Raw genomic sequence first — 24,238 nt, forward strand, 5'->3', positions numbered from 1 at the left:
CCTCCGGGCCCGCGGCATCACACCGAAGATCGCCCGCAAGGGCACAGCCCATGGCTCCGGCCTGGGCAGGACCCGCTGGGTCGTCGAGCGGACCTCCGCATGGCTCCACCAGTTCAAACGGCTCCGGATCCGCTACGAGATACGCGCAGACCTCCATCTGGGACTCCTCCAACTCGCCTCCAGCATCATCTGCTTGAGACGACTCCGAACCTCATTCTGAAACGATCAGTTAGTCTCACGGGAGTTGATGTTCCTCAGCTTCGGGAGGATGACCTATGGCAGCCGTGCACGTGACCGTGTGGGATGACCGCGATCGGGTCGGAGGAGGCCGGGCCCCGACAGCTTCGAGGGCCCCGGTGACCCCGGCGGCCGCTGCTGCCCCCGCCGTCTTCATCCACAACATCTTCACCTGGGGCAGCGACTCCACGTACGGGTTTGCCGGGCAGCGGCCCCTCGCGGACAGCCGACGGCTCCTCATGATGGATCGCCGGGGCTACGGCGACAGCCCGGACACCGCGCGCAGCGACTTCGACGTCGACGCCGAGGACATCGTGGAGGTTCTCGGCGACGGGGCCTCCTCCGCCGTGGGGCTCGGCGGCGCCCACCTCGTGGGGCACGGGAACGGCGCCGTCGCCGCGCTCATCGCCGCCGCGCGCCGACCCGACCTCGTCCGCTCCCTTGCCCTCATCCAGCCCTCCGCCTTCACCGCCGCCGCGCACCATCCAGTCGTCGCCGACCTCCTCGACCGGGTGCGCGACGGTGCCCCGGGCATCCCGGACGGCGTCACGCCGGAGCAGTATCTACATGCGTCCACCGAGGGGTTGGGGATGGCTATGCCCGAGCCCACGTCGCGCCGGCTCCGCGCCGTTGCCACATCAATGAGGGAGCGGCCCATCTGGGAGGCGGAGATCCCGTTGGAGGTGGTCCGGGGCGCCGCCCTGCCGATTCTGGTGATCTGCGGAACCTGGGAGCGCGCGCCGGCCACGTACCGCGCGCACGTGGGGCTCCCGCTCATGGCCGTGTCCGAGTCCCTCACGGACTCCCTCGGGGGCCGCCTCCTGCGAGTGCCCGGTTACTACCCGCACACCCAGGAGCCCGCCGCCGTCAACGCCGCCCTGCGCGAGTTCTGGAGCTGACCCGGTTCCGCATCGGCTGCCGGTCCCGCGCGGCCCGCCCTTGCCTGGCGGTCCGTCTCACCAGGTGCACACCGCACGTGGGGCATGGACTATCTGATGCCCGGACAGATTGCCTCGGTGAGAGGCTGGGATGCGGACGCCGCACAGGTTTCCGCCGGGGCGGCTGCTCTACGGGATGCAACTGCCCACCCAGTCGCAGAGCTCCCCCTACGCGGAGGGGTGGGAGGCGGACGCCACCGCCCGACGACCTCGCCGCGATCGCCCGCACCTGGTGACCTTCGCGTCCGCCGCCGCACCTGCGCCGTTCCTCACCCCGGTCAACTTGACCTTCTCCGTAACCCGTCGCGGCAGACCACACTGCTCGGCCAGCCGCATCACCGGGACCAGCCCGGCCTGCGCGATCAGATTCGGGTCATCGAACGCAGCGGAGACCGCCGCCGGCGTATGGGAAACCTGCATCTCGGAAGTGCCTTGCTGATTGCGCGTGCTGGAAGCGTGAAGAACTCCCCTCATCGCAGGTCACAAGGCACTCCTCCATTTTCCCAAACGTCATCCACAGGCATCAGTCGGCGGATCGAGGCCAAGGAGAGGCGGGAAGTTCTCAGGAAGATCCCCGCGGGCGCGGGGACGGCCACGGCATGGGCAACTCGTGGGCCTTCCACCCCGGAAGATCCCCGCGGGCGTGGGGACAACTGCCCGTACCGCCAGGAGTCCGGCGTCACCAGCGGACCATCCCCGCGGGCGCAGGGACAACTACGTCCTGGTGAACAACGCCCTCCACCTCACCTACCAGACCAACTCCTGTGCCCTCACCCACGTCCTCAACCGACCGGACTCCCACCTCGCCCACGGCACCAGCACGTGCGCCGACAACCACTGCCCGGCCAGTCAACGCGTCCTGTGTGCCTCCTCTGCGCCCCCGCCGGTTACACCCGACGACATTCAGCAGCACCTCGTATGGCTCGGCGTACCCACGGTTCACCCCATTCACTGGGACTCCGAACGGCGTACCGCAACCGTGGAAGGTGCCCTCACGCTGCGCGACTGCAACAACTCCGCGCAGGGCTTCGGGATCGGTGTCCAGGCACCACGACAGACCGGGGACGGGCCCTCACCCCTGATCTTGGACACTCGAGATAGTGGATCTTGAGGATCTGAGAGATGGACGTGTCGTGGTCATGAAGCACTACTCCGCCGAGTTCAAGGCGGATGCGGTCGCGTTGTAGGAGTCGCGGCCGGAAGCGACGATCAAGCAGGTTGCCGCGGACCTGGGGATCAACGCGGAGACACTGCGGAACTGGATCCGGGCGGCCGGCTCCGGCCGGCCGCGGGGCCGCCGTTCGACCGCCCCGTCTTCAGCCCCGGTAGTACCGTCGGCGCTGGAAGCCGAGGCCGCCGCCCTGCGACGGGAAAACGCCGAGCTGAAGAAAGAACGCGAGATCCTGCGCAAGGCGGCCCGCTATCTCGCGGCGGAGACGGGCTGGTGAACCGCCGCCAGTTCGTTGAGGACCACCAGCGCCCATACGGCGTGAAGCGGTTGTGCCATGTCCTGGGCCTGGCCCGGTCGACCTTCTACTACTGGCGCCGGACAGCGTCGCTGCGGGCAGCCTGGCAGACGGCCGACGCACGGCTTGCCGCCCTGATACGCACCGTCCACCGAGCCTCGGACGGCACCTACGGTGTCCCGAGAATCACCGCCGAACTTCGCGACAGGGGTGAGGTGGTGAACCACAAACACGTCACCCGGGCCATGAAGGCCACCGGCCCGGCCGGGCTCCGCCTGCGCCGCCGGCACCGCACCACCGCCCCCGACCCTGCCGCCGCGAACGTCCCGGACCTGATCGGCCGCGACTTCACCGCCACCGACGTCAACACCAAGTACGCCGACGACATCACCCATCTACCGCTGAGCAGCGGGACGTACCGCTACCTGGCAACCCTGATCGACCTCACCTCGCGGCGCCTGGCGGGATGGGCGATCGCCGACCACATGCGGGCCGACCTCGTCATCGACGCCCCTCCATGCGGCCGAACAGACCCGCGGCACTCTCACCGGCGCCATATTCCACAACGATCACGGGGCCCAGTACTGCAACCGGGCTTTCGCCGACGCCTACCGCGAAGCCGGCATCACCCAGTCCACGAGCGCGGCCGGCTCCAGCGCGGACAACACACTCGCCAAGCCGTTCAACACGACCTGCAAACAGGAAACCCTCCAAGACCGCCGGGCCTGGGACACCGAGCGCGAGGCCCACCCGGACCTCTTCCGCCGGCTCCACCGCTACAACACCGTCCGACGCCACTCCCGCCTCGGACATCACAGCCCCATCGCCTACGAGCAAGCACCCCGAACAACATCAACTACGCTGGCCGAAGCCGCACAACCCGTGTTCAAGATCAGGGGTCAAGGCCCGTGGTCGCGTGGGTTCATCCGGCCGCCTATGTATGGGTTTCACGGTGCGGGGACCTGCCGGTGCGGGACCACGTGCCACCAGCCATGGACGGCTCCGCAGAAGCCCGCCAGGCCTGACCGCAGGCGCGCGGAAGGGGAGAACACTACCCGCCCGATCCGCCCCGAATGCCGAAGTTCAACGCTGCGTAGTCAGCACCAAGCCAGCACGGGACAGGTGATCAGGAGTGCTGACATGCGGTTTCAGGTCAGCACCAAACCAGCACGGGAGTCAGCACCGGGGCAATAAACCATGGCTAATAGCGCAATCCTGACAGGCGCCTGCCGGCCTTCAATACGGTCCTCGAAGCAGTCTCGACGCGCCTGTCATAGTGGCCCCGCGCACACCCGGACCGAGAACTATGGTGTCCCACCACATACGCCTCTGACCTGCGCGTTCCTACGGTGTGGCGACACGAAACCGTCCCCGCCAACCGTCCGGAAGTGGTACTCATGGCTGCCTCGGCATCCGCCCCGCCGACCACCCGCTCGCTCAAGCGCATCGTCGCCGCAAGTCTCATCGGGACCACCATCGAGTGGTACGACTTCTTCCTGTACGGGTCAGCTGCCGCGCTGGTCTTCAACAAGCTGTTCTTCCCCGAGTCCGACCCGCTCGTCGGCACGCTTCTCTCCTTCCTCACCTACGCGGTCGGCTTCGCCGCCCGGCCGCTCGGCGCCCTGGTGTTCGGGCACTACGGCGACCGGCTCGGCCGCAAGAAGCTGTTGGTGCTCAGTCTGCTGATGATGGGTGGTGCGACGTTCGCCATCGGGCTGTTGCCGACGCACGCCACGGTCGGGGCCGCCGCCCCCGTGCTGCTCACCGTCCTGCGTCTGGTGCAGGGCTTCGCCCTCGGTGGGGAGTGGGGCGGGGCCGTGCTGCTGGTGTCGGAGCACGGGAGCGCCGAGCGGCGCGGGTTCTGGGCGTCCTGGCCGCAGACGGGGGCGCCGGCCGGGCAGTTGCTCGCCACCGGAGTGCTCTCCGCGCTCACCGCGCTGATGTCGGACTCGGCCTTCGGGGCGTGGGGCTGGCGCATCCCCTTCCTGCTCTCCGGTGTCCTGGTGGTCATCGGCTTGTGGATTCGGCTCTCCGTCGACGAATCGCCGGTGTTCAAAGCCGCGCTGGCGCAGGCCGAGCAGCGCAGGTCGGCCGCCGGGGCGGCCGAGAAGATGCCGCTCGTCGCCGTGTTGCGGCACCACTGGCGCGATGTGCTGATCGCGATGGGCGCCCGGATGGCGGAGAACATCAGCTACTACGTCATCACGGCGTTCATCCTCGTCTACGCGACCACGGCAGCGGACCTGGGCAAGCAGACGGCGCTCAACGCGGTGCTCATCGCCTCGGCCGTCCACTTCGCGGTCATTCCGATGTGGGGAGCGTTGTCGGACCGGGTCGGGCGCAGGCCCGTCTATCTGGTCGGTGCGGTCGGCGTGGGGCTGTGGATGTTCCCGTTCTTCGCCCTGATCGACACCCGTAGCTTCGGAAGTCTGCTGCTCGCCGTCACCGTCGGGCTCATCTTCCACGGTGCGATGTACGCGCCCCAGGCGGCCTTCTTCTCGGAGATGTTCGCGACCCGGATGCGTTACTCGGGTGCGTCGATCGGGGCACAGTTCTCGTCGGTCGCGGCCGGTGCTCCGGCGCCGCTCATCGCCACGGCGCTGCTGGCGGACTTCGACAGCTCGACGCCCATCGCGCTGTACGTCATCGCCGCGGCGCTCCTCACCGTCGTGGCGGTCGGATGCGCCAGGGAGACCAGGAACCGAGACCTCGCGGACATCGAGGGGGCAGGCGCGGAGCCGGACGCGACCACTGCACTGCCGGCCGACGCCCGCACCGTCTGAGCCACGTTCGGAGGGAGGGCCGGTTGCCCCGGTCCTCCCTCCGAACGCCACGGTCACTGCTGGGCGGTGGGTTCGAACCAGGTGGGCTCGTCGGTGAGGGACTGCTTGATCCTGAAGAGCGAGAACTCGTTCAACGCCGGCAGCGCGTCCAGCGGGAACCAGTCCACCGCCAGCGACTCGTCGTCGTTGACGCGGGCCTCGCCGCCGGTCGCCCGGCAGCGGAAGGTGACGTCCAGATACTGGCAGCGGTCGCCGTTGGCGTACTGCACCGGTGCCAGTGCCTGGGTGAGCACCACCCGCTCCGCCACACAGCGCACGGCCGTCTCTTCGTACACCTCCCGCTCCGCCGTTGCCGCCGGCTGCTCACCCGGCTCGCAGATGCCGCCGATGAGCGACCACTTGCCGGTGTCGGAACGCCGTCCGAGCAGCACTCGGCCCTCGTCGTCGAAGACGACGGCCGTGACGCCCGGCAGGAGAAGCAGTTGCCGGCCCGCGGTGGCGCGGATCTCGCGGATGAAATCTGGAGTACCCATGGGGCCGACCCTACGTGGCGTGTGAGCGGATCAGCGGCTGCGCCGCAGCCGTACCGACCGGACGGTGACCCAGCCGAGCCCCGCCACGGCGAGCAGGGCGAGGACTCCCTCGGGAAGGGTGCCCATCCGGGTCGCGGGCGTGAGCGAGGACCTCAGCGGCACCTCGTCCACGAGCGCGTCCGCAGTGAACAGCTTCGTCTTCCGGACGATGGTCCCGTCCGGGCGGATGACGGCGCTGACCCCGCTGGTGACGGGGACGACGACGGACCTGCTGTGCTCGACCGCCCGCACCCTGGACATGGCCAGCTGCTGATAGGTCATCTCACTGCGCCCGAAGGTGGCGTTGTTGCTGGGTACGGCGATCAGCTGGCCGCCGTGCATCACCGTGTCCCGTACGGCGTCGTCGAACGCCGCCTCGTAGCAGGTCACCAGCCCCACGTTCGTACCCGCCAGATCGAAGACGCCGACCTTCTCTCCCGGGCCGAAGTCGCGCCGCACCCGGTCCACGTCGGAGCTGAAGAGGCGTACGAAGGAACGCATCGGGATGTACTCGCCGAACGGCTGGATGTGGCGCTTGTCGTACGTGTCGACAGGCCCCTTCTTGGGATCCCACTGGATGAGGGTGTTGCGCAGCTTGCCGGTGTCGGGCTCGACCACGGCTCCGATGACGGTGGGGACGCCGATCGCCTTCACGGCGTCGTCGATCACGATCCGGGCGTCCGCGTTCCGGTAGGGGTCCAGGTCGGAGGAGTTCTCCGGCCACAGAACGAAGTCGGGCTGGGGTACCTTGCCCGCCTTCACCTCCTGGGCGAGCTGCTCCGTGCGGCGCACATGGTTGTCGAGGACGGCGCGGCGCTGGGCGTTGAAGTCGAGTCCGAGCTGGGGCACGTTGCCCTGGATCGCGGCGACGGTTGCGGTGCCGTCCTCCGCCGAGTCGTCGACGAGCGGCAGTGCGGCGAACGCAGCGGCGACGGGCACGAGGACGGTCGCGGCCGCCGCGGCGACGGCGGCCCTGGGCACCGCGCGCGTGCTGCGGTAGGTACGGAACTGACGTACCGCCTCGTAGAGACCGAAGCCGCACAGCACCACCGCGAAGGAGAGCAGCGGCGTGCCGCCCACGGCCGCGAGCGGCAGGAACACGCTGTCCGCCTGCCCGAAGGCGATCTTCCCCCAGGGGAAGCCGCCGAACGGGACCCTGGCCCGGATCCCCTCGTCGAGGGCCCAGACCGCGGCGGCCCACAGCGGCCAGCAGGCGAGGCGGGAGACGGCGGCGATGCCGATGCAGCCGACCGCGATGAACAGCGCCTCGGCCGCGGCGAGCGCCAGCCACGGCACGGGACCGACCTCTTCGCCCGTCCAGTGCAGCAACGGCAGCATGAACCCCAGCCCGGCGAGGAGGCCGAGGCCGAATCCGGCGCGCAGTCTGCGCTGGTGCAGCACCCAGCCGAGCAGCGCGAAACCGGGCAGAACCAGCCACCACAGGGGTCGCGGCGGGAAGCTCAGGTACAGCAGCACTCCCGCGATCACGGCGGCGGCGGGCCGTACCAGCCGTGGCAGCAGCCGTCTCCCCCCTGACACGGGGGCGGGTGCGGGCTGTTGCGGGTCGTCGACTGAGGTGATGGTGGCGCTCACCCGGCGGAGTCTACGGTGGCCGGCTGTGTGCCGGGCAGCCCTCCCGGCGGACGGACCCCTTGGCGCCGGATCGTTTCGGCACTTTCCCGCACAGAACCGGGCCGCTGCCGTTGCCGTGCCCGCCGATCCCGGCCGATCGGCCGGGGCCGCCGCGGCGCTGCCGGCGCTCGCAGCAGGCAATGCCCGCTGTGCGGCAGCGGCGGCGCGGCAGGCAGTGCCCGCGGTTCACGCTGCGGCTGTCGGCGCTCGGCACGACCCTCGCAGCCCCGGCGCTGCACTCGGTGGGCGGATTCGCGGCGGCGCTCGGAAGGCTGCTCCGTTCGCCGGCAGCCGTCGGCCGCGGGCCGTGTCCCGGGTCAGGCTCCGGCCGACGCACCGGTCGTCGACAGGTGCAGGCGCTCGCGGATGAACCGTACGCCCGTTTCCGCGTCGTCGACCGTGATGGTGAACGTCCGGCCGTCACCGAGCCGGAGTACCAGGCCCTCGCCCCTGCGGACCACCACGGCCGTGCCCTGCTCGGGGCGCCAGCGGTAGCCCCAGCCGCCCCACTGGCGCGGAGTGACCCGGGGTACGAACTCCGCGCCCACCACCTGGGCCAGCAGAATCCGGCGGCGCGGCAGGCCCATGTGACCGCAGCGCACTTCCAGGGCGTCCCTGTCGACCCTGACGGCCACGTTCACGAAGGCGAGGGTGCCGAACAGCATGAGCAGTCCGGCGGCGACGCAGCCGATCACGGACATCAGCAGCGGGACGGCGCCGGAGGCCCAGTCGGAGGTGACGGCCAGCTGGACGCCGAGCGCCAGACAGGCGGCGCCCGCGGCGGCAAGCACCCACTGGGCACGGTTGGTGGCCCTGCCGATCCATACGTCGGAGGGGGGATCGGCTCCGGTGCGCCTCGGTTTTCGGGGGTGGTCCCTCATGCCAAGCAGCGTACTCACGAATCCGCACGCCGGGCATGGGTCCGGTGCCCCCGCACCGGGTCAGCGGGCGGGGCTGACGGCCCCCAGCAGCTGCCCCTCGGCGTAGGCCAGAGCGGCTTCCGGCAGGTCGGCAGTGCGCCCGTCGAGGAGCACGGTGAGACCGCCGGCCGGTTCGGCCGACGGAGCGGGGGCCACCCCGATTCGGCGCAGTGCCTGGGCGGCGACGGCACCTGCGGAACCGTGCAGGGCGACGGGGGGCAGACCGGGCTGCCCCACGGCGGTACGGATGCGTTCGGCGACCAGCTCGTAATGGGTGCAGCCCAGCACCACGGCCCGCACGTCGCGCGGGGTGAGCGCCGCGGCCGCGGCGACGGCGCGGTCGATCGCCGGCTCGTCGGCCTGCTCCACCGCATCGGCGAGACCGGGGCACGGGACCTCGGTGACGGCGACGGAGCGGGCGAATTCCCGGATGAGTCCGCGCTGGTACGGGCTGCCGGTGGTGGCGGGGGTGGCCCAGATCGCGACGGGGCCGCCGCCGGCGACGGACGGCTTGATGGCGGGAACGGTGCCGATGACCGGCAGCGCGGGTTCCAGCTCGGCACGGAGCGTCGGCAGGGCGTGCACGGAGGCCGTATTGCAGGCGACGATCAGTGCGTCGGGCCGGTGGGCGGCCGCCGCGCGGGCCACGTCCAGCGCGCGGGCGGTCAGGTCCTCGGGGGTACGCGGTCCCCAGGGCATGCCGCCGGGGTCGGACGAGAGCACCAGATCGGCGTCGGGCCTCAGCCGGCGTACCGCGGCGGCGGCCGCGAGCAGGCCGATTCCGGAGTCCATGAGCGCGATCTTCACTCGGTCACCATAGTCGACCGCCCTTGCGGTTCCGTCGCGGTGGGGCAGACTGCGGCGAATGAGTGCCATTGCCTGGATCGCCGTGGGTTCGCTGGCCGCATGGGTGTGGCTGCTGCTCGGACAAGGGTTCTTCTGGCGGACCGACCAGCGGCTGCCGCGCCGGGAGGCTCCGGATCACTGGCCGTCCGTGGCGATCGTCGTGCCCGCGCGTGACGAAGCCGACGTTCTGCCGGTGAGTCTGCCGTCACTGATGGCCCAGGACTATCCGGGGGTCGCGGAGATCTTCCTCGTCGACGACTGCAGCGAGGACGGCACCGGGGACGTCGCTCGTGCGCTGTCCGTGCGATACGGGGGCCTGCCGGTGACGGTGGCGTCGCCCGGTGAGCCGGAGCCGGGCTGGACGGGCAAGCTCTGGGCCGTGCGGCACGGGATCTCGCTGGCCCGAGCCCGAAAACCGGAGTACCTGCTGCTGACGGACGCCGACATCGCGCATGAGCCGGACAGTCTGCGGGAGCTGGTCGCCGCCGCGGTGGCGGACGGGTTCGACCTGGTCTCGCAGATGGCCCGGCTGCGGGTGTCGAGTGTCTGGGAGCGGCTGGTCGTGCCGGCCTTCGTCTACTTCTTCTCGCAGCTCTACCCGTTCCGGTGGGTGAACCGGGCGGGGGCGCGGACGGCCGCGGCGGCCGGTGGCTGTGTGCTGCTGCGGACCGGGGCGGCGGACCGTGCGGGAGTGCCGGAGTCGATCCGGCAGGCGGTGATCGACGACGTGACGCTGGCGCGGGCGGTGCAGCGGAGCGGCGGGCGGATCTGGCTGGGACTCGCGGAGCGGGTGGACAGCGTGCGGCCGTATCCGTGCCTGGGCGATCTGTGGCGGATGGTGTCGCGGAGTGCGTACGCCCAGCTGCGGCACAGTCCGCCGCTGCTCCTCGGGACGGTGCTGGGGCTCGCGCTGGTCTATCTCGCGCCGCCGGTCACCCTCGTCGCCGGGCTGCTGGGCGGTGATCCGGTGACGGCGTGGGCTGGCGGGGCGGCATGGGCGGTGATGGCCGGGACGTACATGCCGATGCTGGGCTACTACCGGCAGTCGCTGTGGCTGGCCGCACTGCTGCCGTTCACCGCCGCGCTGTATCTGCTGATGACGGTCGATTCGGCGGTGCAGCACCACCGGGGGCGGGGCGCGGCCTGGAAGGGGCGTACGTACGCCCGTCCCGAGGCCGCGCCCGACCGGTGAGCGGAGCCGGCCGGGGCCGATGGCCGCAGTGGCGGCCGGACCCCCGGGGGGTCATTTGCGGCCGGGTGTCCAGTTCATGCCCCACCCGTAGGCGTAGTCGATGGTGCGCTGCGGGCTCACTCCGCGCTCGGGCACGAGATAGCGGGCCTCGCGCTGCACCGTGAGGTCTCCCCCGTTGTTGGTGAGGAGTGCGAGCGCACAGACGGTGGACGGGACGGTGCATTCGTCGAGCGAGAAGTCGATCGGGGCGCCGTGCTGGGGCTGAAGGGTGACGGTGGCATGGAGATCGGCGAAACTCCGGGCGCCTTCGTAGATGGTGACGAAGATCAGGACGCGGCGGAGCTTGTCCTTCTGGTCGAGGTTGACGGTGAGGTTCTCACCGGTGGCCACGGCTCCGGTGCGGTCGTCGCCGTCGAGATGGATATAAGGCGGCTGCCGGAGCGCGCCGAACGCGTTTCCGAGTGCCTGTACGACTCCCTTGCGGCCGTCGGTGAGTTCGTAGAGGGCGCACAGATCCAGATCGAGGTCCGCGTGGTTGGCGACCGCTCTGCCGAGTTTGCTTCCCCAGCCGGTGAACTGTTTGCGCACTTCCCAGTTGAGGTTGACCCGGAGGGCTCCCGAAGTGCCGCCCTGTTTGGCGAGGGAGACCGATGGCGCGTCCTTGGTGAGAGTCACCTTGGACAGTCGGACGGGCGGGGCGGCGGGAGGTGCGGGCGCGGGCGGAGGCGCCGTCGGCGGTGCAGGAGGAAACGCCGGAGGGGGCAGTGCCAGAGGGTCAACCCTGGTTCGGTGCTGCGGCTGTTGCGGCGATGGGGGTTGTTGATAGGGCTGGGGCCGCTGTGGTTCGTCGACGGAAATGCCGAAGTCCGTCGCGAGACCTTCGAGGCCGGTGTCGTAACCCTGCCCGACGGCGCGGAACTTCCAGGCGCCCTGGCGCCGGTAGAGCTCGCCGAGAATGAACGCGGTCTCGACTGTCGCGTCCGCGCTGTCGAAGCGCGCGAGCTCCGAGCCGTCCGCCGCGTCCATGATCCGTACGTACAGCCCCGTCACCTGCCCGAACGTGCCCCCGTCCGCGGAGGCCGCCAGGACCACGCGGTCGATGGCCGGCTCGACGCGCGCCAGGTCGACGGCGAGGCTGTCCGTCACCCCGTCACCGGCGGTTCGCTTGCCCTCGTGGCGTACCGCTCCGGATGCGTGGGAGGGCTGGTTGTAAAAGACGAAGTCGGCGTCGCCGCGCACCTTTCCCGACACGAGGAGGAGCGCCGAGCCGTCGACGTCCGGCGTCCCCGGAGAGCCGCGCCACCCCAATTCGACCCGCACGGCGTGAGCCGCCACTGGAACATTGGCGCCTTTTAGCATGGTCATGCTCGCCCCCATCGCGAGTCCGGCTGCCCGAAGGCTTTTCTCCGCCAACCTATTCCCCCGCCCGGCACGGAGCCCACAGCGGTGCGGTCACCGTCCGGCCCAGTGGCAGCTCCGGTCGGCCGGAGAAGTCCCCGGGGCCGTCTTCGTCACCATCCTCACTCGAGTCCGACAGCGTTTCCTCCTCCGCCATCGCTCACACGAATGGCTCAACACCGCCGCTCGGAAACGCCGGCGATATCGGGATCCCGAGCGTCGCGCCGGACCGGATCGGACCCGAGCGGCCGAGGCGGACATCAGGAAGCGCCTTGTCGGTGCTGCCGGCTCCTTGGACGGAGCGCCCGGGGCTCACCGATCCGCAGCCGGTGCAGATTGCCATTGCAGCTTCCGGTCCTCAGGGCCCGGCCGACGGCTCCACCGTGTCGTCGGCGAGGGGGCGGCTGCCCAGGGATCGGGGGCCTCCTTCACGGAGTCGAGCACGTCCTCGCCGTAGAGATCCTGCAGCCAGTTGGTCTGGTAGATGGTGTCGAGATAGCGCTCGCCGAGGTCCGGACCGACGGCCACTGCGGTGAGTCCGCGCGTGTCCTGCCGGGCCAACCAGTCCGTTGCGCCGCTGATCACCGTGCCGGTGGAACCGCCGAACAGGAATCCGCGCCTGGCCAGACGATGGCAGGCACGTACGGTGTCCGCCTCCTCGACACGAATCACCTCGTCGACATAGGACTCGTCGAGCAGCGGCGGGCGCATGCTCATGCCGAGACCGGGAATCATCCGGCGGCCCGGCGAACCGCCGAAGGACACCGAGCCGACGCTGTCTACCGCGATGATCCGCACCGACCGGCGCCATTCCCGGAAGTAGCGCGCACAGCCCATCAGGGTCCCGGTGGTGCCGGCTCCGACGAACAGCACGTCCAGCCGCGGGAACTGACGGGCGATCTCCGGCGCGGTCGTGCGGTAGTGCGCCTTCCAGTTGTTCGGATTGGTGTACTGGCTGAGCCACACATATCGGTCGTCGAAGGCGCACAGCGCGCGGACGTACTCGAGCCGCGCGCCGAGGAAACCACCGTGGGCCTCCTGTTCGGCGATCACGTGCACCCGGCTGCCCAACGCCTCCATCATCATTCTGTTCGACAGGTTGCCGCGGGAGTCCGTCACACACAGGAACCGGTAGCCCTTGCTCGCCGCGATCACGCTCAGCGCCACGCCGAGGTTTCCGGACGACGACTCGACGAGGATCGATGCCGGCGTCAGGATTCCATCCCGCTCGGCGGCCTCCACCATCTCGGTCGCGGCCTTCAGCTTGATCGAGCCGGCGAAGTTGAAGCCCTCACACTTCAGGAAGAGCGAGTGCCCGAAGATCGGCCGGAGGTCGACAAAGAGATCATCTTCGTTGAAGGAGTAGGGAGTGGAAATGATAGGCACGATGGTCTCCTCTGGCTGGAGCAGAGCACTTTCGGAACTTCCGTCCGGCCGTGGGCGGCTTCTCGCCTGTGCGGGCGAGCCCCCGTGTCCAACCAGGCGGGACGGGGCCCTGCGCCGGCGGCCACTGTCTCGTGCGTCAGGGGCTGCTGCGACGTGACCGGTGGGTCTTCTTCTGGGATCAGCTCTGAGGGAGCCTCCTGGGCTCTCGGCCCGCTCATCCGTACCGGCTGAGTTCGTGGAAGAAGTCGTCGACGACGTGCAACTCTCCGCAGCGGGCCACTTCCGTATACACGTACTTGCCCACCGCGAGGTCGAGCACCCCGAGGCCGAAGGGCGAGAACACCACCGGCCGGTCCGTCGGCACCGTCACCCGCCCGGCCATCACGTCGGCCAGTGTGCCGTCCAGGAAGTCCCGGTTGCCCGTGAGCTGCTCGGCCAGATGCGGCGACGTGTCGGCCTTGAGGCAGTGCTCGACGTCGTCGACGATGTTGGTCGAGGCGAGCAGGATCTCCGGCGCGAGATCGCGCAGCGACACATGCAGCACCAGTGGATTGTGTGCGAACCATGACGGTTCGCTGACGTGCGGTTGGCCGGCGACCGTGGCGAAGACGACCAGGTCGCTGTTTCGGATCAACTGTTCGGCGCTGTCGTGCACGGTGATTCGGCCGGTGGTGTCCGACTGCTCCAGGTAGCACCGGAAGCCTGCCGCACTGTCGGCGGACAGGTCGTGCACGCCGGTCTCGTCGAACGACCAGCCGGTGCCGACCAGGAAGGTATGGATGTAGCGGGCGATCAGGCCCGCCCCGAAGAACCCGACGCGCGTCGGCCGCGGCCGGTCGCGGCTGAGCCAGTCGGCCGCCGACGCCGCCGACGCGGCTGTCCGGGTGGCGCTGATGATCGAACTCTCCAGACAGGCGAACGGGTAGCCGGTGTCATGGTCGTTGAGGATCAGCACGGCCGATGCCCTTGGGACGCCGGCCGTCACGTTCTGAGGGAAGCTGGAGATCCACTTCAGGCCGTCCACCCGTGTCTCCCCGCCGATCGAGGCGGGCAACGCGATGATCCGGGAGGACGGGCGGTCGGGGAAACGCAGGAAGTACGACGGCGGGTTCACCGAATCACCGGCGCCGTGCACCCGGTAGGTGGCCTCGACCAACTCCGTGATCCGCTTCTCGGATCCGTGCAGCGTGCGCCGGACCTGGGCACCGGAGATCACCGCGAACGGTGGCACGGTGATCGGCGCGACCGCTTCGGAATCTCCCGTGGTGGAGTCGACAGTGGTCATTGCGTGGTCACCTCCACGGTCGGCGAGCAGTCGGCCAGACGCACCGGTTCGGCCATGGCGACGAGCACCTCGCGCGGTCCTTCGAAGGGCTCCCTGCTGTGCGCGGTGCGGACGTTGTCGACGAGCATCAGGTCGCCGGCCTGCCACGCCTCGCGTGCGGTGTTCGCCTCGTAGACGCTGTTGAGCAGCTGCACGACGTCCTCGCCGATCGGTTCGCCATTGCCGAAGTGTGTGTTGAACGGCAGCCCGTCGGCACCGTAGACGTCCACCAGGTACTCGTGCACCTCGGGGTCCATCGTCCACTCGTTGAGGAACGCGATCTGGTTGAACCAGCAGCGTCGGCCGGTGACCGGGTGGCGCACCACGGCGCTGCGGTGCTGTCTGGTGCGCAGTCCGCCATCGGGCTGCCACTCGAACGTGATCGCGTTGGCGCGGCAGTAGCGCTCGACGGCGCCCCGGTCGTCGGTGCCGAACGCCTCGGCGACGGAAGCGCCGATCTCGTCGTTGTAGCTGCGAGTGAGCAGCCAGCCCTCGCGCTCGAACCGCTCGGTCAACTCGGTGGGCAGCGCGTCGAGCACGGTCGGTGAGTCGGCCACCGCGGTCGCCCCGCCGTCGGTGGGCGCGCTGAGACAGGCGAACATCATCAGGCCGGGGAACTCAAGCGTGTAGCTCAGTTCGTGGTGCATGCACATCGGCTGGTTCGGCGGCCACTTCGATGAGGAGTACACCCCGTCGGAGTAGGTCTGCCGGGGCGCGAAGGCCTCCCGCTCGGTCATCAGACCGGTGCCCAACTTCGAGAAGACGGCTCCGGTCTCGGCCGCGTCACGCAGCCCGAGGCCGCGGACCAGGACCGAACCGTGCTCGGCGACGACTGCGCGCAGCACGTCCCGATGCTGGGCCGCCCAGGCCGGCGCGGAGCCGGTGACCTCGGCCCGCAGCCGTGGGGGTCTGCCGGATTCCAGTTCTACGTCGTCCGGCGACGCCGTGGTGGTGAATGACATCTCGGTCTCCTTTCAGCTGACACTCAGGAAGAGGCGAACAGTTCGGCGGCGTGCAGTACGGCCTTTGCCGCCTCGGCCGGACGGGTACGCAGGAAGTAGTGGCCGCCGTCGGCGAGCTCGTGCAGGTCGACCTGCCCGGCCAGCAGCTGCCAGTCGCGGTACCGGCGCGAGTACTCCGCCGTGCACGGGTCGTCCGCGGCAACGACCACGGTGACCGGCGCGGAGAGCTTCTGCTCCGGCGGGCGCTCCAGGGCGTCGGCGAAGTAGTGGTGTGCGGACACGCAGTCGTGCCGGTAGGCGGCGCCGATGTGCTCGGCGTGCTGCGCTCCCAGCTCACCGAGCGCGGTGTAGCCGCCGTCCGTGCTCAGGTTCGCGGCGATCTCGGCGTTGCTCCGTCCGGTCAGCTCGGTGATGGTGGCGCGCCGGTCGTCGGCGTCCCCGAGCAGTTGGGCGCCGAGGAACACCCGTGGGACGTCCACCCCGCTCTCGTGCAGCTTTCTGGCCGTCTCCACGGCCAGCGCGGTGCCCGAGGAATGGCCCCACAGCAGGACCCGGGTCAGGCCACGCCCGGTAATCTCGGCGACGACCTGCTCGACCACCTGTGTCATCGGCGCGAGCGGCTCGCTCTCGGCGGCCAGGTCGTGACCGGGCAGTTCGACGGCGTAGACCGCCGGTCCACTGTCCGGCAGCGCCTTGGCCATCGGCTGAAAGTTCACCGCGTTGCCTCCGGCGTAGGAGAAGCACACCAGGGCTGCGGTCTGCGCACCGTCCGCTTCCGACAGTGGCTGAAGCAGCCCGGAACGCCGCTCGGACCTGCCGTCGACCAGCCTGGCCAGATCGGCGAGGACGGGGTGGCCGGTGACGTCCTTGAGGGACACCGCACGGTCCAGGACGATGGCCAGCTTTACTGCCGACAGCGACGTGCCGCCCCGGTCGAAGAAGTGGTCCCGTCGTCCGATCTGGTTCTGCGGGATGCCGAGCACCTTCGCCCATGCGGCCGCCAACTGCTGTTCTGTCGGTGTGTCCGGCGCGCTGTAGTCGTCCTGGGGGGCGTCGAGTTCTCCGGCGAGCGCCTCCAGAGCCCTTCTGTCGATCTTGCTGTTGGCCGTCAGCGGCAGAGTCTCCCGCCAGTGGAAGGCCGACGGAACCATGTACGCGGGCAGCGTCTCACCGAGCCGGTCCAGCAGGACATCGGCCTCGATCGGACGCCGACCGGAGTAGAACGCCACCAGGTGCTTGCTCTGGTCGGCCCGCTCGGCGACCACGACCGCACCGTCGCGAACACCGGGCACCTGCAACAGGGTGTTCTCGATCTCGCCGATCTCGATCCGGAAGCCGCGGATCTTCACCTGGGTGTCGCGGCGGCCGAGGAACTCCAGCTTGCCCTCGGGCGTCCAGCGGCCGTAGTCCGCGCCCTGGTAGAGCCGGGCGCCCCCGCGGTGCGGATCGGCCAGGTATGCCTGCCGGGTGCGCTCGGGGTCGTTGACGTATCCGCGGCCGACGCAGACGCCGGAGAAGGCGATCAGACCGGGGGCTCCGAGCGGCACCGGGGTCAGGTGCTCGTCGACGACATAGACGTGCACGTTGTTGACCGCGGGCCCCAGCAGGACACGGCCTCCATCGGGCATGCGGTCCATGATCTCGTGGTTGGTGTCGTCCGAGGTCTCGGTCAGCCCGTAGGCGTTGACCAGCTTGATCCCGGGCCGGGCGGCGAACCAGCGCTGCACGAGCTCCTTCTTCAGCGCCTCGCCGGTGACCGACACGCACCGCAGGTCCGGCAGCTCGCGGGGGTGCTGCTTCAGCCAGGACACGACCACGTCCAGGTAGGAGGGTACGACCTGGAGGACGGCGACCCGGCCGTCGACGATCGTGTCGACGAACCGCTGGATGTTCAGGATCGCCTCCTGCTCCACCAGCAGGGTCCGCCCCCCGACCAGGAGCCCGGACACCAGCTGCCACAGCGAGATGTCGAAGCACTGGGGTGCGGTCTGGGCGACCACCTGTCCCTCTCCGATCTCCAGGTCGTCGATCTTGGCGTAGAGGTGGTTCAGCATGCCCTCGTGCTCGCACATCGCGCCCTTGGGCTCACCTGTAGAGCCGGAGGTGAAGTAGATGTAGGCGAGCTGGTCCGGTGCGACGTGGAGGCCCAGATCATCGTCGGCATGGTCTTCCTCGTAGGCCGCGCCGACGAAGAGCTTCCGGACTCCGGGCAGCGAGTCGAGGGCCCGGTCGAGCGTGGAGGTGCTGCCGGGTTCGGTCAGCACGAGCCCGCATGCGGCACGGGAGAGCATGGTCGTGAGGCGGGCGGCCGGGAAATGCGGCTCGATGGGCAGGTACACACCGCCGGCCTTGAAGACCGCGAGGACGGCAGCCATCCAGTCCAGGTTGCGTTCGGTCACCACTGCGACGACGCCCTCGGGGCGCAGCCCCCGCGCCAGCAGGGCTCGTCCGACCCGGTTGGCGCGCGCGTTGAGTTCTCGATACGTCAGTTGCTGCTCTCCGTGCACCGCGGCGACGGCGTCCGGGTGTGCCGCCACCCGCTGCTCGAACAGTTCGTGGAACCGGTGGTCCGGCAGTTCCCGGCGTGGACCGGCCAGTTCTTCGAGCTGGAAGTGGAGTTCCTCGGCGGAGAGCAGGCTCTGCGGCCCGTGCTCGGCGTCCGGATCGGCCGCGATCAGCGCGAGCGCGGTGAGGTGGTATCCGGCGATCCTGACGGCGCAGTCCTCGTCGAGCGTGTCGGCCCGGTACCGCAGCCGCAGCGCAAGGTGTCCGTCGCGTTGCGAAAATCCCACCCACAGCATGGTGTGACCGGCGACTTCGCCGCCTGCGCCGTGCGGATCGAAGACGGCCTCGATCGACGGCTCGGCCAGGCCCAGTTCGCGCCTGAGCTCATCGACCGGGAAGTCCTTGTGCGACAGCAGGTCCGACGCGACTCGATGGGCGTCCAGCACCAGCGTCCGCCACAAGTCGGGTTCGGTCGTCAGCCGGCAGGGCAGCGGCCGGCCGCCCTCCGCAGTGACGTATCCGATCGCGACCCCGTGCTCGCCGGACAGCGCGGCGAGCACCTTGGCGTGCGCTGCCAGCAGCACCGATTCGAGCGGCACCGCCAGGTCCTTGGCCAGCCGGCCCGACGCCGCCGCGATGTCGTCCGGGATCGGCACCTCGTGTTCGCCGACGCCCTTCACCGGATTGAGCGTCCACCGCGGGATTTCGGTGAATCCCCCGGCTCCGAGAACATCGCGCCAGAATTCCCGGTCGGCCTGCGCTTGCATTCCCATTCTGGCCGTCCCTCTCCATTCGTCTTCGTTACCGTGCTGTTCCGCGCCGACATGGGCGGAGCCGCTATCCCTTCCGCGTCAGCGCCTCGGGCTGATCGGGGTTTCTCGCATCTCCGCGGCGGGGTTCCCTCCCCAGCGTGCGTGCTGGGGGACCTCTTCGCCTTTCATGAGGAAGGAGTCGGGCGCGAGCACCGCGCCGGTGCCCATCGTCACGCCGTAATGGACGTGGGCTCCCACACCGATGGTGCAGCCGGCTTCGAGGGTGCTGCGATCGGATTTGAAGGTGCCGTCCTCCTGCGAGTGGCACTGGATCTTGCTTCCCGCGTTGAGCGTGCAGTCGTTCCCGACGGTGGTGAGCGTCCGCTCCGTCATGTAGCAGCCGTCATCGAAGACCCTGCTGCCGATCCGCACACCCAGCATCCGCCAGATCACGTTCTTGAACGGGGTGCCGTTGAAGACGTTGAGGTAGGTGTCGGGCACCTTCCAGAGGCGCTCGTGCCACCAGAAGTACGGGTCGTAGATGGAACGCACCTGCGGTCGCAGCGTGCGGAATGCCGCGATGCCGCGCTCCACCAGCACGAAGTAGACAGCGGTGAACCCGAGGCTGAGCACCAGGAACATGGCGATCAGCACATGCCCGTAGGAGTCGTACAGCTCGGCGTTCGCCAGGCCGAGCATCGTGAGCACGAAGAAGTGCAGCCACCGCACGAGCAGGAAGAAGACCATCGAGCGGATGTTGTAGCGGTTCTTCGCAGCGAGGCTGCGGCGCAACTCGTCACCGGTGCGCAGATGATCGAACCGGGAATCGCGCTCGACCGACCGGGGGATCTCGAAGCACGGCGAGCCGAGCAGGCCCACCCCCTCGCGCACCTCACCTTCGAGCGGAACCATCACCTTCGTCGCGAGGAGACAGTTCTCGCCTGTCCTGGCCCCCGCGGGATAGGCGATGTTGTTCCCGAGGAAGTTGTACGCCCCGATCGAGGCCCGGGACACCCGGAAGGACGTGCTCGAATAGTCGGCGTTGATGATGGAGAGCCCGTCGGCGACCATCGTCCCGCTGCCGACGGAGCACAGAAACGGGGTCTCGTGTTGCACTTCCGTGCCGAAGTTCGACCCGGTCTGCTCGACCTTGGACAAGTCGTATCCGACGCCGCGCAGATAGTGGACGATGTAGGAGCTGTCACCGAACAGCCAAGTGAAGAACTTGATGTTGGTCATGCGCCCGATCGCCCGGTGCGCCGAGTAGTGAAACCCGTACAGCGGATAGACCTTGTCCGGCTTGACGACCAGGTTCAGCAGGCGCGGAACGGCGAACATCGCGGCCAGGCCCACGACGACGAGGCCGAAGAACAGCAGCAGGGAAAGGACCAGGGCGTCGATGTAGAGAGCTGGCGAGGTGAGATCCACCGTGCCCTGGCTCAGCCGGTTGTTCAGCGCCGGGACCAGGGTCACCAGCATGTACGCGCCCCCGACAACCAGTGGCATGTAGAGGAAGAACAGCTGAAGCACGGTGACGAGGCCGAAGCCGGCCCGGCGCAGCGTGCCGCAGGTGGCCGGCCCGATCCTCAGGTAGTCGTGCTGCGTGAGCTGTGCCGGGGATCCGTGCCAGCGCTGACCGCCCGGGACCGCCTGGCCGCTGTACAGCGTGGACGTGTGCCCGAGCTGAGCTCCGTCGCCCATCGTCGTGTCGATGTCGAGCACGGTCTTCTCTCCGATGAAGACATCCCGGCCAAGGGTGACCCGGCCGGTCTGGATACGGCCGGCGTGCGCCCGGTAGCAGAGCAAGAACGAGTCCTTGCGGATCACCGTGCCGGCGCCGACCGTGAGCAGGTCGGGGCAGACCGGAACGTTGCGGGAGAGGATCGTGACCCCTTTGCCGATGCGCGCGCCCAGGGCTCGCAGGTACAGCACGTACAAGGGATTGCCGACGAAGAGGACCATCGGATTGGCGTGGATCAGCACCTTGACGGTCCAGAAGCGCAGATAGGTCAGACCCCAGACCGGGAACTCGCGTGATTTCCACCGGCCGACGAGAAGCCATTTGGCCGCGATCGGGAAGGTGCACAGGCCGACGAAGCCGACGCCCCCGAAGACGAACGACCGCAGGTAGATGTCGACCACACCCGAGCCGGCGGAGACCCATGTATAGCCTCGGTCGGCAACAAGTCCGGCGAGGAACGAGTACCCCAGGAAGATCAGGAACTGCAGCGTTCCGCAGAGTACGTACCGCACCGTGCCGGTCGGGGTCACCACGTCGGCCGGCGCCGGGACCGACGGCTCGTGTGGGGTGGGCGCGGCGTTCGCGAGCTCCGTCGCCAGGCTGCGGATCGTCGGGTGCCGGTAGATGTCCTTCATCGACGCCGAGGGAAGGTCCGCCCGTTTCCTGACCCGTGCGCAGAAATGAGCCATCACCAATGAGTTGGCGCCGAGGTCATCGAAGAAGTGGCTGTCGATCGGCACCCGTTCGACGTCCATGACGTCAGCCAGCACCTCGGCGAGGTCCTTCTCGGTGCCGTTCTCCGGGCCGGTGTACTTGCGTAAGCCGATCGCGGGTCCGTCCGGCCCGGGTGTCAGGACGTCGAGGGATTTCTCCTCCATGCGAGCTCCTTGAGGAACGTCTGAGCGCCGTCGCCATGAGGGGCGGCGCCCGTACTCGCGCTTTAGATGGCCGGAGCGAGTGGTCCGGAAATTCACGAGGCCGGGATCTGTTGTCCGGATCCAAAACCGCTGCCTCAGTCTTAGCTGTCCGTCGTCGGGCTGCCACTCGAACTCGATCGCATCGGCGCGGCAGTAGCTCTCGACGGCGCCGAGGCCCTCCTCGCTGCCGGACGCCTGGCGCGCCCCGAACGCGGCGCGCTCGCCGCCCGGTTCACGCCTCGTCCACGATCCTGCCCGGCGGGGCGGCGGCGAGCAGCGCGCGTCTCGCCGTACTGCATGCGAGTGGTGCGTGCCTGATCAGGGAGGAGCTGCGCCGGACGCGCAACGGTTCCGGCATCCGGGTCATCGCAGCTGTGAGGAGGCGGAGCGACCTCCGCGCGCTTCTGGTGGTGGCAGGTGGCACGTTCGGCCGCAGCCATCTGATGTGACTCGATCAAGTGAGGTACGCCCGCGCCCGCAGCGTGATCGTGGTCATGGTCCGTGGCCATTCACCCGCCGGCGCCAGAGTGCGGCTGTCGTATCACGGAGCGATCGTGCAGGTCGGACTCGGCACACACCGCACACGCCGCACACGCTGGTGACTTCGTGCTCTGGGACAACCGGGTGACCTGGTACTGCGTCGTGGACGACTACGGCGACGGTGCCCGTGTCCACCTCAAGGCCATCGGAGTGGGGCCGGTGCAACCGTCCGAAGCAGTGACGCGGCATCGCCACCCGCTACGAGAGGGCCGCAGCTTTCGTGCTCCTGCAAGAACCCGGGCCGTGTGGGGTGGCGACGGACGCAGGCGGCGTAGCAGGAGTGGATGTTCTCCCGAAACCGGTGGGCGGCGACGCCGCCGAGCCAGTAGGGCCAGCAGGGCCGGTAGCCACGGAAGCGTGCTGTCGGGAGGGCGACCGGCAGGCCACGGCTGCCGTCGGCGATCTCCTGACAACCGTGAGGTTCCAGGCGCTCGGAGTCGAAGCCCTCCGTCCCGGCGAGTGCCACTCGGCTGTCGCCCTGTGCAGCCTGTCCGTCACTTCTCGCTCAGCCATGGGCCGTCCACGGAAAACACCCCCTCCGTCAACGGAAGCTTTAACGATGTTCTAGCAGGTCAGGCGGATAGATCTGGCGTAAAACGGATGACCCCAAGATTGGGACTCCCCAACCAGCACATCGTGGGCTTAACTTAGGTGCCATGACCTCCCCCCGCTCCACCTACGGCGGCGGCTACTACGCCGCACCGTCGTTCCCCGACACCCCGATCTACGACTCCCTGGTCGCGGAGCGGGGCACCCCTCAGATCGCACCGATCCGAGTGCCTGCCGCCTATGACACCGGCAACAGCTATCTGCCGGCTCTCCCCGCGGCCCTGCCGGCCCTTCCCGCGGCGCCCTCCCCGCCCGGTCCGTCGTACGGCTACCAGCAGCCGGCCCAGCAGGGTTACGCGCCGATGCAGCCCGCTCAGCTGCAGCAGGCCCCGGCGCCGTACATCCCTCAGCAGCCGACCGCGGCCCGCGGTGGATACCCGGCGGCGCCCTACCCACCGCAGCAGCAGCAGCGGCCCGCGCCAAGCACCGGTTACGAGGCGATGCGTCCGGCGTCGCCCCGGCCCGCCCCGGCGCCCTCTCCCTACGAGGACCCGTACAACCGTCCGTACCAGGGCCGGGGGTACTGAGCCGGGAGTCGCACACGGTCGTACCGAGGTCGTCGTCGAGCCATGGGGACTCGCCGACGACTTCGGTGTTCCCGCGCAGGGCCGTACAGCCCTCCTCGGCCGGTACGGCCCTCCCCGGTCGCACACGCGCCTCGGACGAGCCGTCAGCATCCGTCGGGGGGCGGGGAACTCGCGAGGGCGGTCGGTGCGTTGTCGGGGTGAGGTTGCTCTCTCCTCGCTGTTTCAGCGCGCGAGGCGTGCCGTATCGGGTGAGGACGGATACGGAAGGGGGTGCGGGACGGTGCGAGCGGTTGCGGGAGTGTGGCGGTGGCGGCGCAATCCCCTGCGCCGCGCCACCGACCGGCGCGAGGCATGGGTGGCCCTGGCCGCGCTGCTCCTCATGGTGGCGGCCGCGCCGGCGCTGGGCTGGGTGTGCGGATCGCTCACCGACGACGCCCTCCAGAAGTCGGTACGGGTCCAGCAGGCCCGGCGCCATGTCACGACCGCGGTCGTGCTCCACCGGGCGCCGGAAGCACCGCATTTCGTCACCGACCCCGAGGTGTCCTCGGAGCGCACCCCGCAGACCCTGGTGGTGGCACGCTGGAAGGCGCCGGACGGCACGGACCGCCGCGGTACGGTGACCACCCTCTCCCGGAGGACCGGGCCCGGGGCCGAGGTGGAGATCTGGACGGACCTCGACGGCCGTCCCGCGCTGCGGCCCATGGACGCGCCGACGGCTCATACGCACGCGGCGCTGGCCGGGTTCGGAGCGATGCTGCTCGCCGTCGGGCTGATCGAGGTCGGCCGCCGCCTGATCGTCCGGCGCATGGTACGGGGACGGTACATCCGGATCGACCGCGCCTGGGCCCAGGCCGGTCCGGACTGGGGCAGGACCGGGACCGGCAGCTGATCGGCCGCCGATCACCACTGATCGGGTCAACTCCCGGCCGCCGCGCGCGCTACGGTGGACCGGCCCGCCCGCTCACTCGGCGGGCGGACCCGGGGTTCGTCG

17 protein-coding genes and 1 pseudogene are annotated in these 24,238 nt (G+C 69.5%); 8 read left to right on the top strand and 10 right to left on the bottom strand.

Going from position 1 to position 24,238, the window contains the following annotated elements:
* The 5 genes and pseudogenes from ACFVT1_RS36675 to ACFVT1_RS36695 all read left to right on the top strand — a co-directional run.
* A partial coding sequence (locus ACFVT1_RS36675; RefSeq protein WP_389803955.1) for a transposase occupies positions 1-220 on the top strand: 220 nt, incomplete at its 5' end.
* 55 nt (positions 221-275) lie between these two features.
* Complete coding sequence (locus ACFVT1_RS36680) at positions 276-1,136, top strand: alpha/beta fold hydrolase (protein ID WP_389803958.1); 861 nt, start codon at positions 276-278, stop codon at positions 1,134-1,136.
* Between the two features lie 682 nt (positions 1,137-1,818).
* Positions 1,819-2,286 carry a hypothetical protein gene (locus tag ACFVT1_RS36685; protein WP_389803961.1) on the top strand — a complete coding sequence of 156 codons (468 nt, stop codon included), beginning with the start codon at positions 1,819-1,821 and terminating at the stop codon, positions 2,284-2,286.
* Positions 2,287-2,308: 22 nt separating this feature from the next.
* Positions 2,309-3,517, top strand: a pseudogene (locus tag ACFVT1_RS36690) (IS3 family transposase); the annotation flags it as partial.
* Positions 3,518-4,038: 521 nt separating this feature from the next.
* Complete coding sequence (locus ACFVT1_RS36695) at positions 4,039-5,424, top strand: MFS transporter (protein ID WP_389803964.1); 1,386 nt, start codon at positions 4,039-4,041, stop codon at positions 5,422-5,424.
* A 53-nt stretch (positions 5,425-5,477) separates the two neighbouring features.
* Here ACFVT1_RS36695 and ACFVT1_RS36700 read toward each other — a convergent pair whose 3' ends face one another.
* The 4 genes from ACFVT1_RS36700 to ACFVT1_RS36715 form a co-directional block, all read right to left on the bottom strand.
* Positions 5,478-5,957, bottom strand: a complete 480-nt coding sequence (locus tag ACFVT1_RS36700) for an NUDIX domain-containing protein (RefSeq protein WP_389803966.1) — start codon at positions 5,955-5,957, stop codon at positions 5,478-5,480.
* A gap of 30 nt (positions 5,958-5,987) precedes the next feature.
* Positions 5,988-7,589 carry an apolipoprotein N-acyltransferase gene (gene lnt / locus ACFVT1_RS36705; protein ID WP_389803968.1) on the bottom strand — a complete coding sequence of 534 codons (1,602 nt, stop codon included), beginning with the start codon at positions 7,587-7,589 and terminating at the stop codon, positions 5,988-5,990.
* 356 nt (positions 7,590-7,945) lie between these two features.
* Complete coding sequence (locus ACFVT1_RS36710; RefSeq protein WP_389803970.1) at positions 7,946-8,509, bottom strand: hypothetical protein; 564 nt, start codon at positions 8,507-8,509, stop codon at positions 7,946-7,948.
* Between the two features lie 60 nt (positions 8,510-8,569).
* Positions 8,570-9,355 (bottom strand): glutamate racemase, encoded by a 786-nt coding sequence (locus tag ACFVT1_RS36715; protein WP_389803973.1) that lies wholly within the window; start codon positions 9,353-9,355, stop codon positions 8,570-8,572.
* Positions 9,356-9,413: 58 nt separating this feature from the next.
* Here ACFVT1_RS36715 and ACFVT1_RS36720 point away from each other — a divergent pair, with 58 nt between their 5' ends.
* Positions 9,414-10,586, top strand: coding sequence for a glycosyltransferase (locus tag ACFVT1_RS36720; RefSeq protein WP_389803975.1), 1,173 nt, complete (start codon positions 9,414-9,416; stop codon positions 10,584-10,586).
* Positions 10,587-10,637: 51 nt separating this feature from the next.
* Here the strand turns inward: ACFVT1_RS36720 and ACFVT1_RS36725 are convergent, their stop codons facing one another.
* The 6 genes from ACFVT1_RS36725 to ACFVT1_RS36750 all read right to left on the bottom strand — a co-directional run bounded on the left by ACFVT1_RS36725 (position 10,638) and on the right by ACFVT1_RS36750 (position 21,532).
* Positions 10,638-11,963: a TerD family protein gene (locus ACFVT1_RS36725; RefSeq protein WP_389803978.1), complete on the bottom strand. Its 1,326-nt coding sequence runs from the start codon at positions 11,961-11,963 to the stop codon at positions 10,638-10,640.
* A gap of 333 nt (positions 11,964-12,296) precedes the next feature.
* On the bottom strand, positions 12,297-13,370 hold the full coding sequence (sbnA, locus tag ACFVT1_RS36730; protein ID WP_389803981.1) for a 2,3-diaminopropionate biosynthesis protein SbnA: 1,074 nt from the start codon (positions 13,368-13,370) through the stop codon (positions 12,297-12,299).
* A gap of 214 nt (positions 13,371-13,584) precedes the next feature.
* The gene (gene sbnB / locus ACFVT1_RS36735) at positions 13,585-14,655 is read right to left on the bottom strand and encodes a 2,3-diaminopropionate biosynthesis protein SbnB (RefSeq protein ID WP_389803983.1); all 1,071 of its coding nucleotides are present in this window, start codon (positions 14,653-14,655) and stop codon (positions 13,585-13,587) included.
* The gene (locus tag ACFVT1_RS36740) at positions 14,652-15,656 is read right to left on the bottom strand and encodes a TauD/TfdA family dioxygenase (RefSeq protein ID WP_389803986.1); all 1,005 of its coding nucleotides are present in this window, start codon (positions 15,654-15,656) and stop codon (positions 14,652-14,654) included. Before ACFVT1_RS36740 ends, sbnB begins: the two co-directional genes overlap by 4 nt.
* 23 nt (positions 15,657-15,679) lie before the next feature.
* Positions 15,680-18,934 (bottom strand): amino acid adenylation domain-containing protein, encoded by a 3,255-nt coding sequence (locus ACFVT1_RS36745; RefSeq protein WP_389803989.1) that lies wholly within the window; start codon positions 18,932-18,934, stop codon positions 15,680-15,682.
* Between the two features lie 78 nt (positions 18,935-19,012).
* On the bottom strand, positions 19,013-21,532 hold the full coding sequence (locus ACFVT1_RS36750; RefSeq protein ID WP_389803992.1) for a Pls/PosA family non-ribosomal peptide synthetase: 2,520 nt from the start codon (positions 21,530-21,532) through the stop codon (positions 19,013-19,015).
* A 1,235-nt stretch (positions 21,533-22,767) separates the two neighbouring features.
* Between ACFVT1_RS36750 and ACFVT1_RS36755 the strand changes: the two genes are divergently transcribed.
* Together ACFVT1_RS36755 and ACFVT1_RS36760 are read left to right on the top strand one after the other, a co-directional pair.
* Complete coding sequence (locus ACFVT1_RS36755) at positions 22,768-23,247, top strand: DUF6643 family protein (RefSeq protein WP_389803994.1); 480 nt, start codon at positions 22,768-22,770, stop codon at positions 23,245-23,247.
* Positions 23,248-23,527: 280 nt separating this feature from the next.
* Entirely contained in the window at positions 23,528-24,136 is a 609-nt protein-coding gene (locus ACFVT1_RS36760) for a hypothetical protein (RefSeq protein WP_389803997.1), read from the top strand.
* Positions 24,137-24,238 lie beyond the last annotated feature (102 nt).

The sequence above is a fragment of the Streptomyces sp. NPDC057963 genome (assembly GCF_042887155.1).
Taxonomy (GTDB): Bacteria; Actinomycetota; Actinomycetes; order Streptomycetales; family Streptomycetaceae; genus Streptomyces.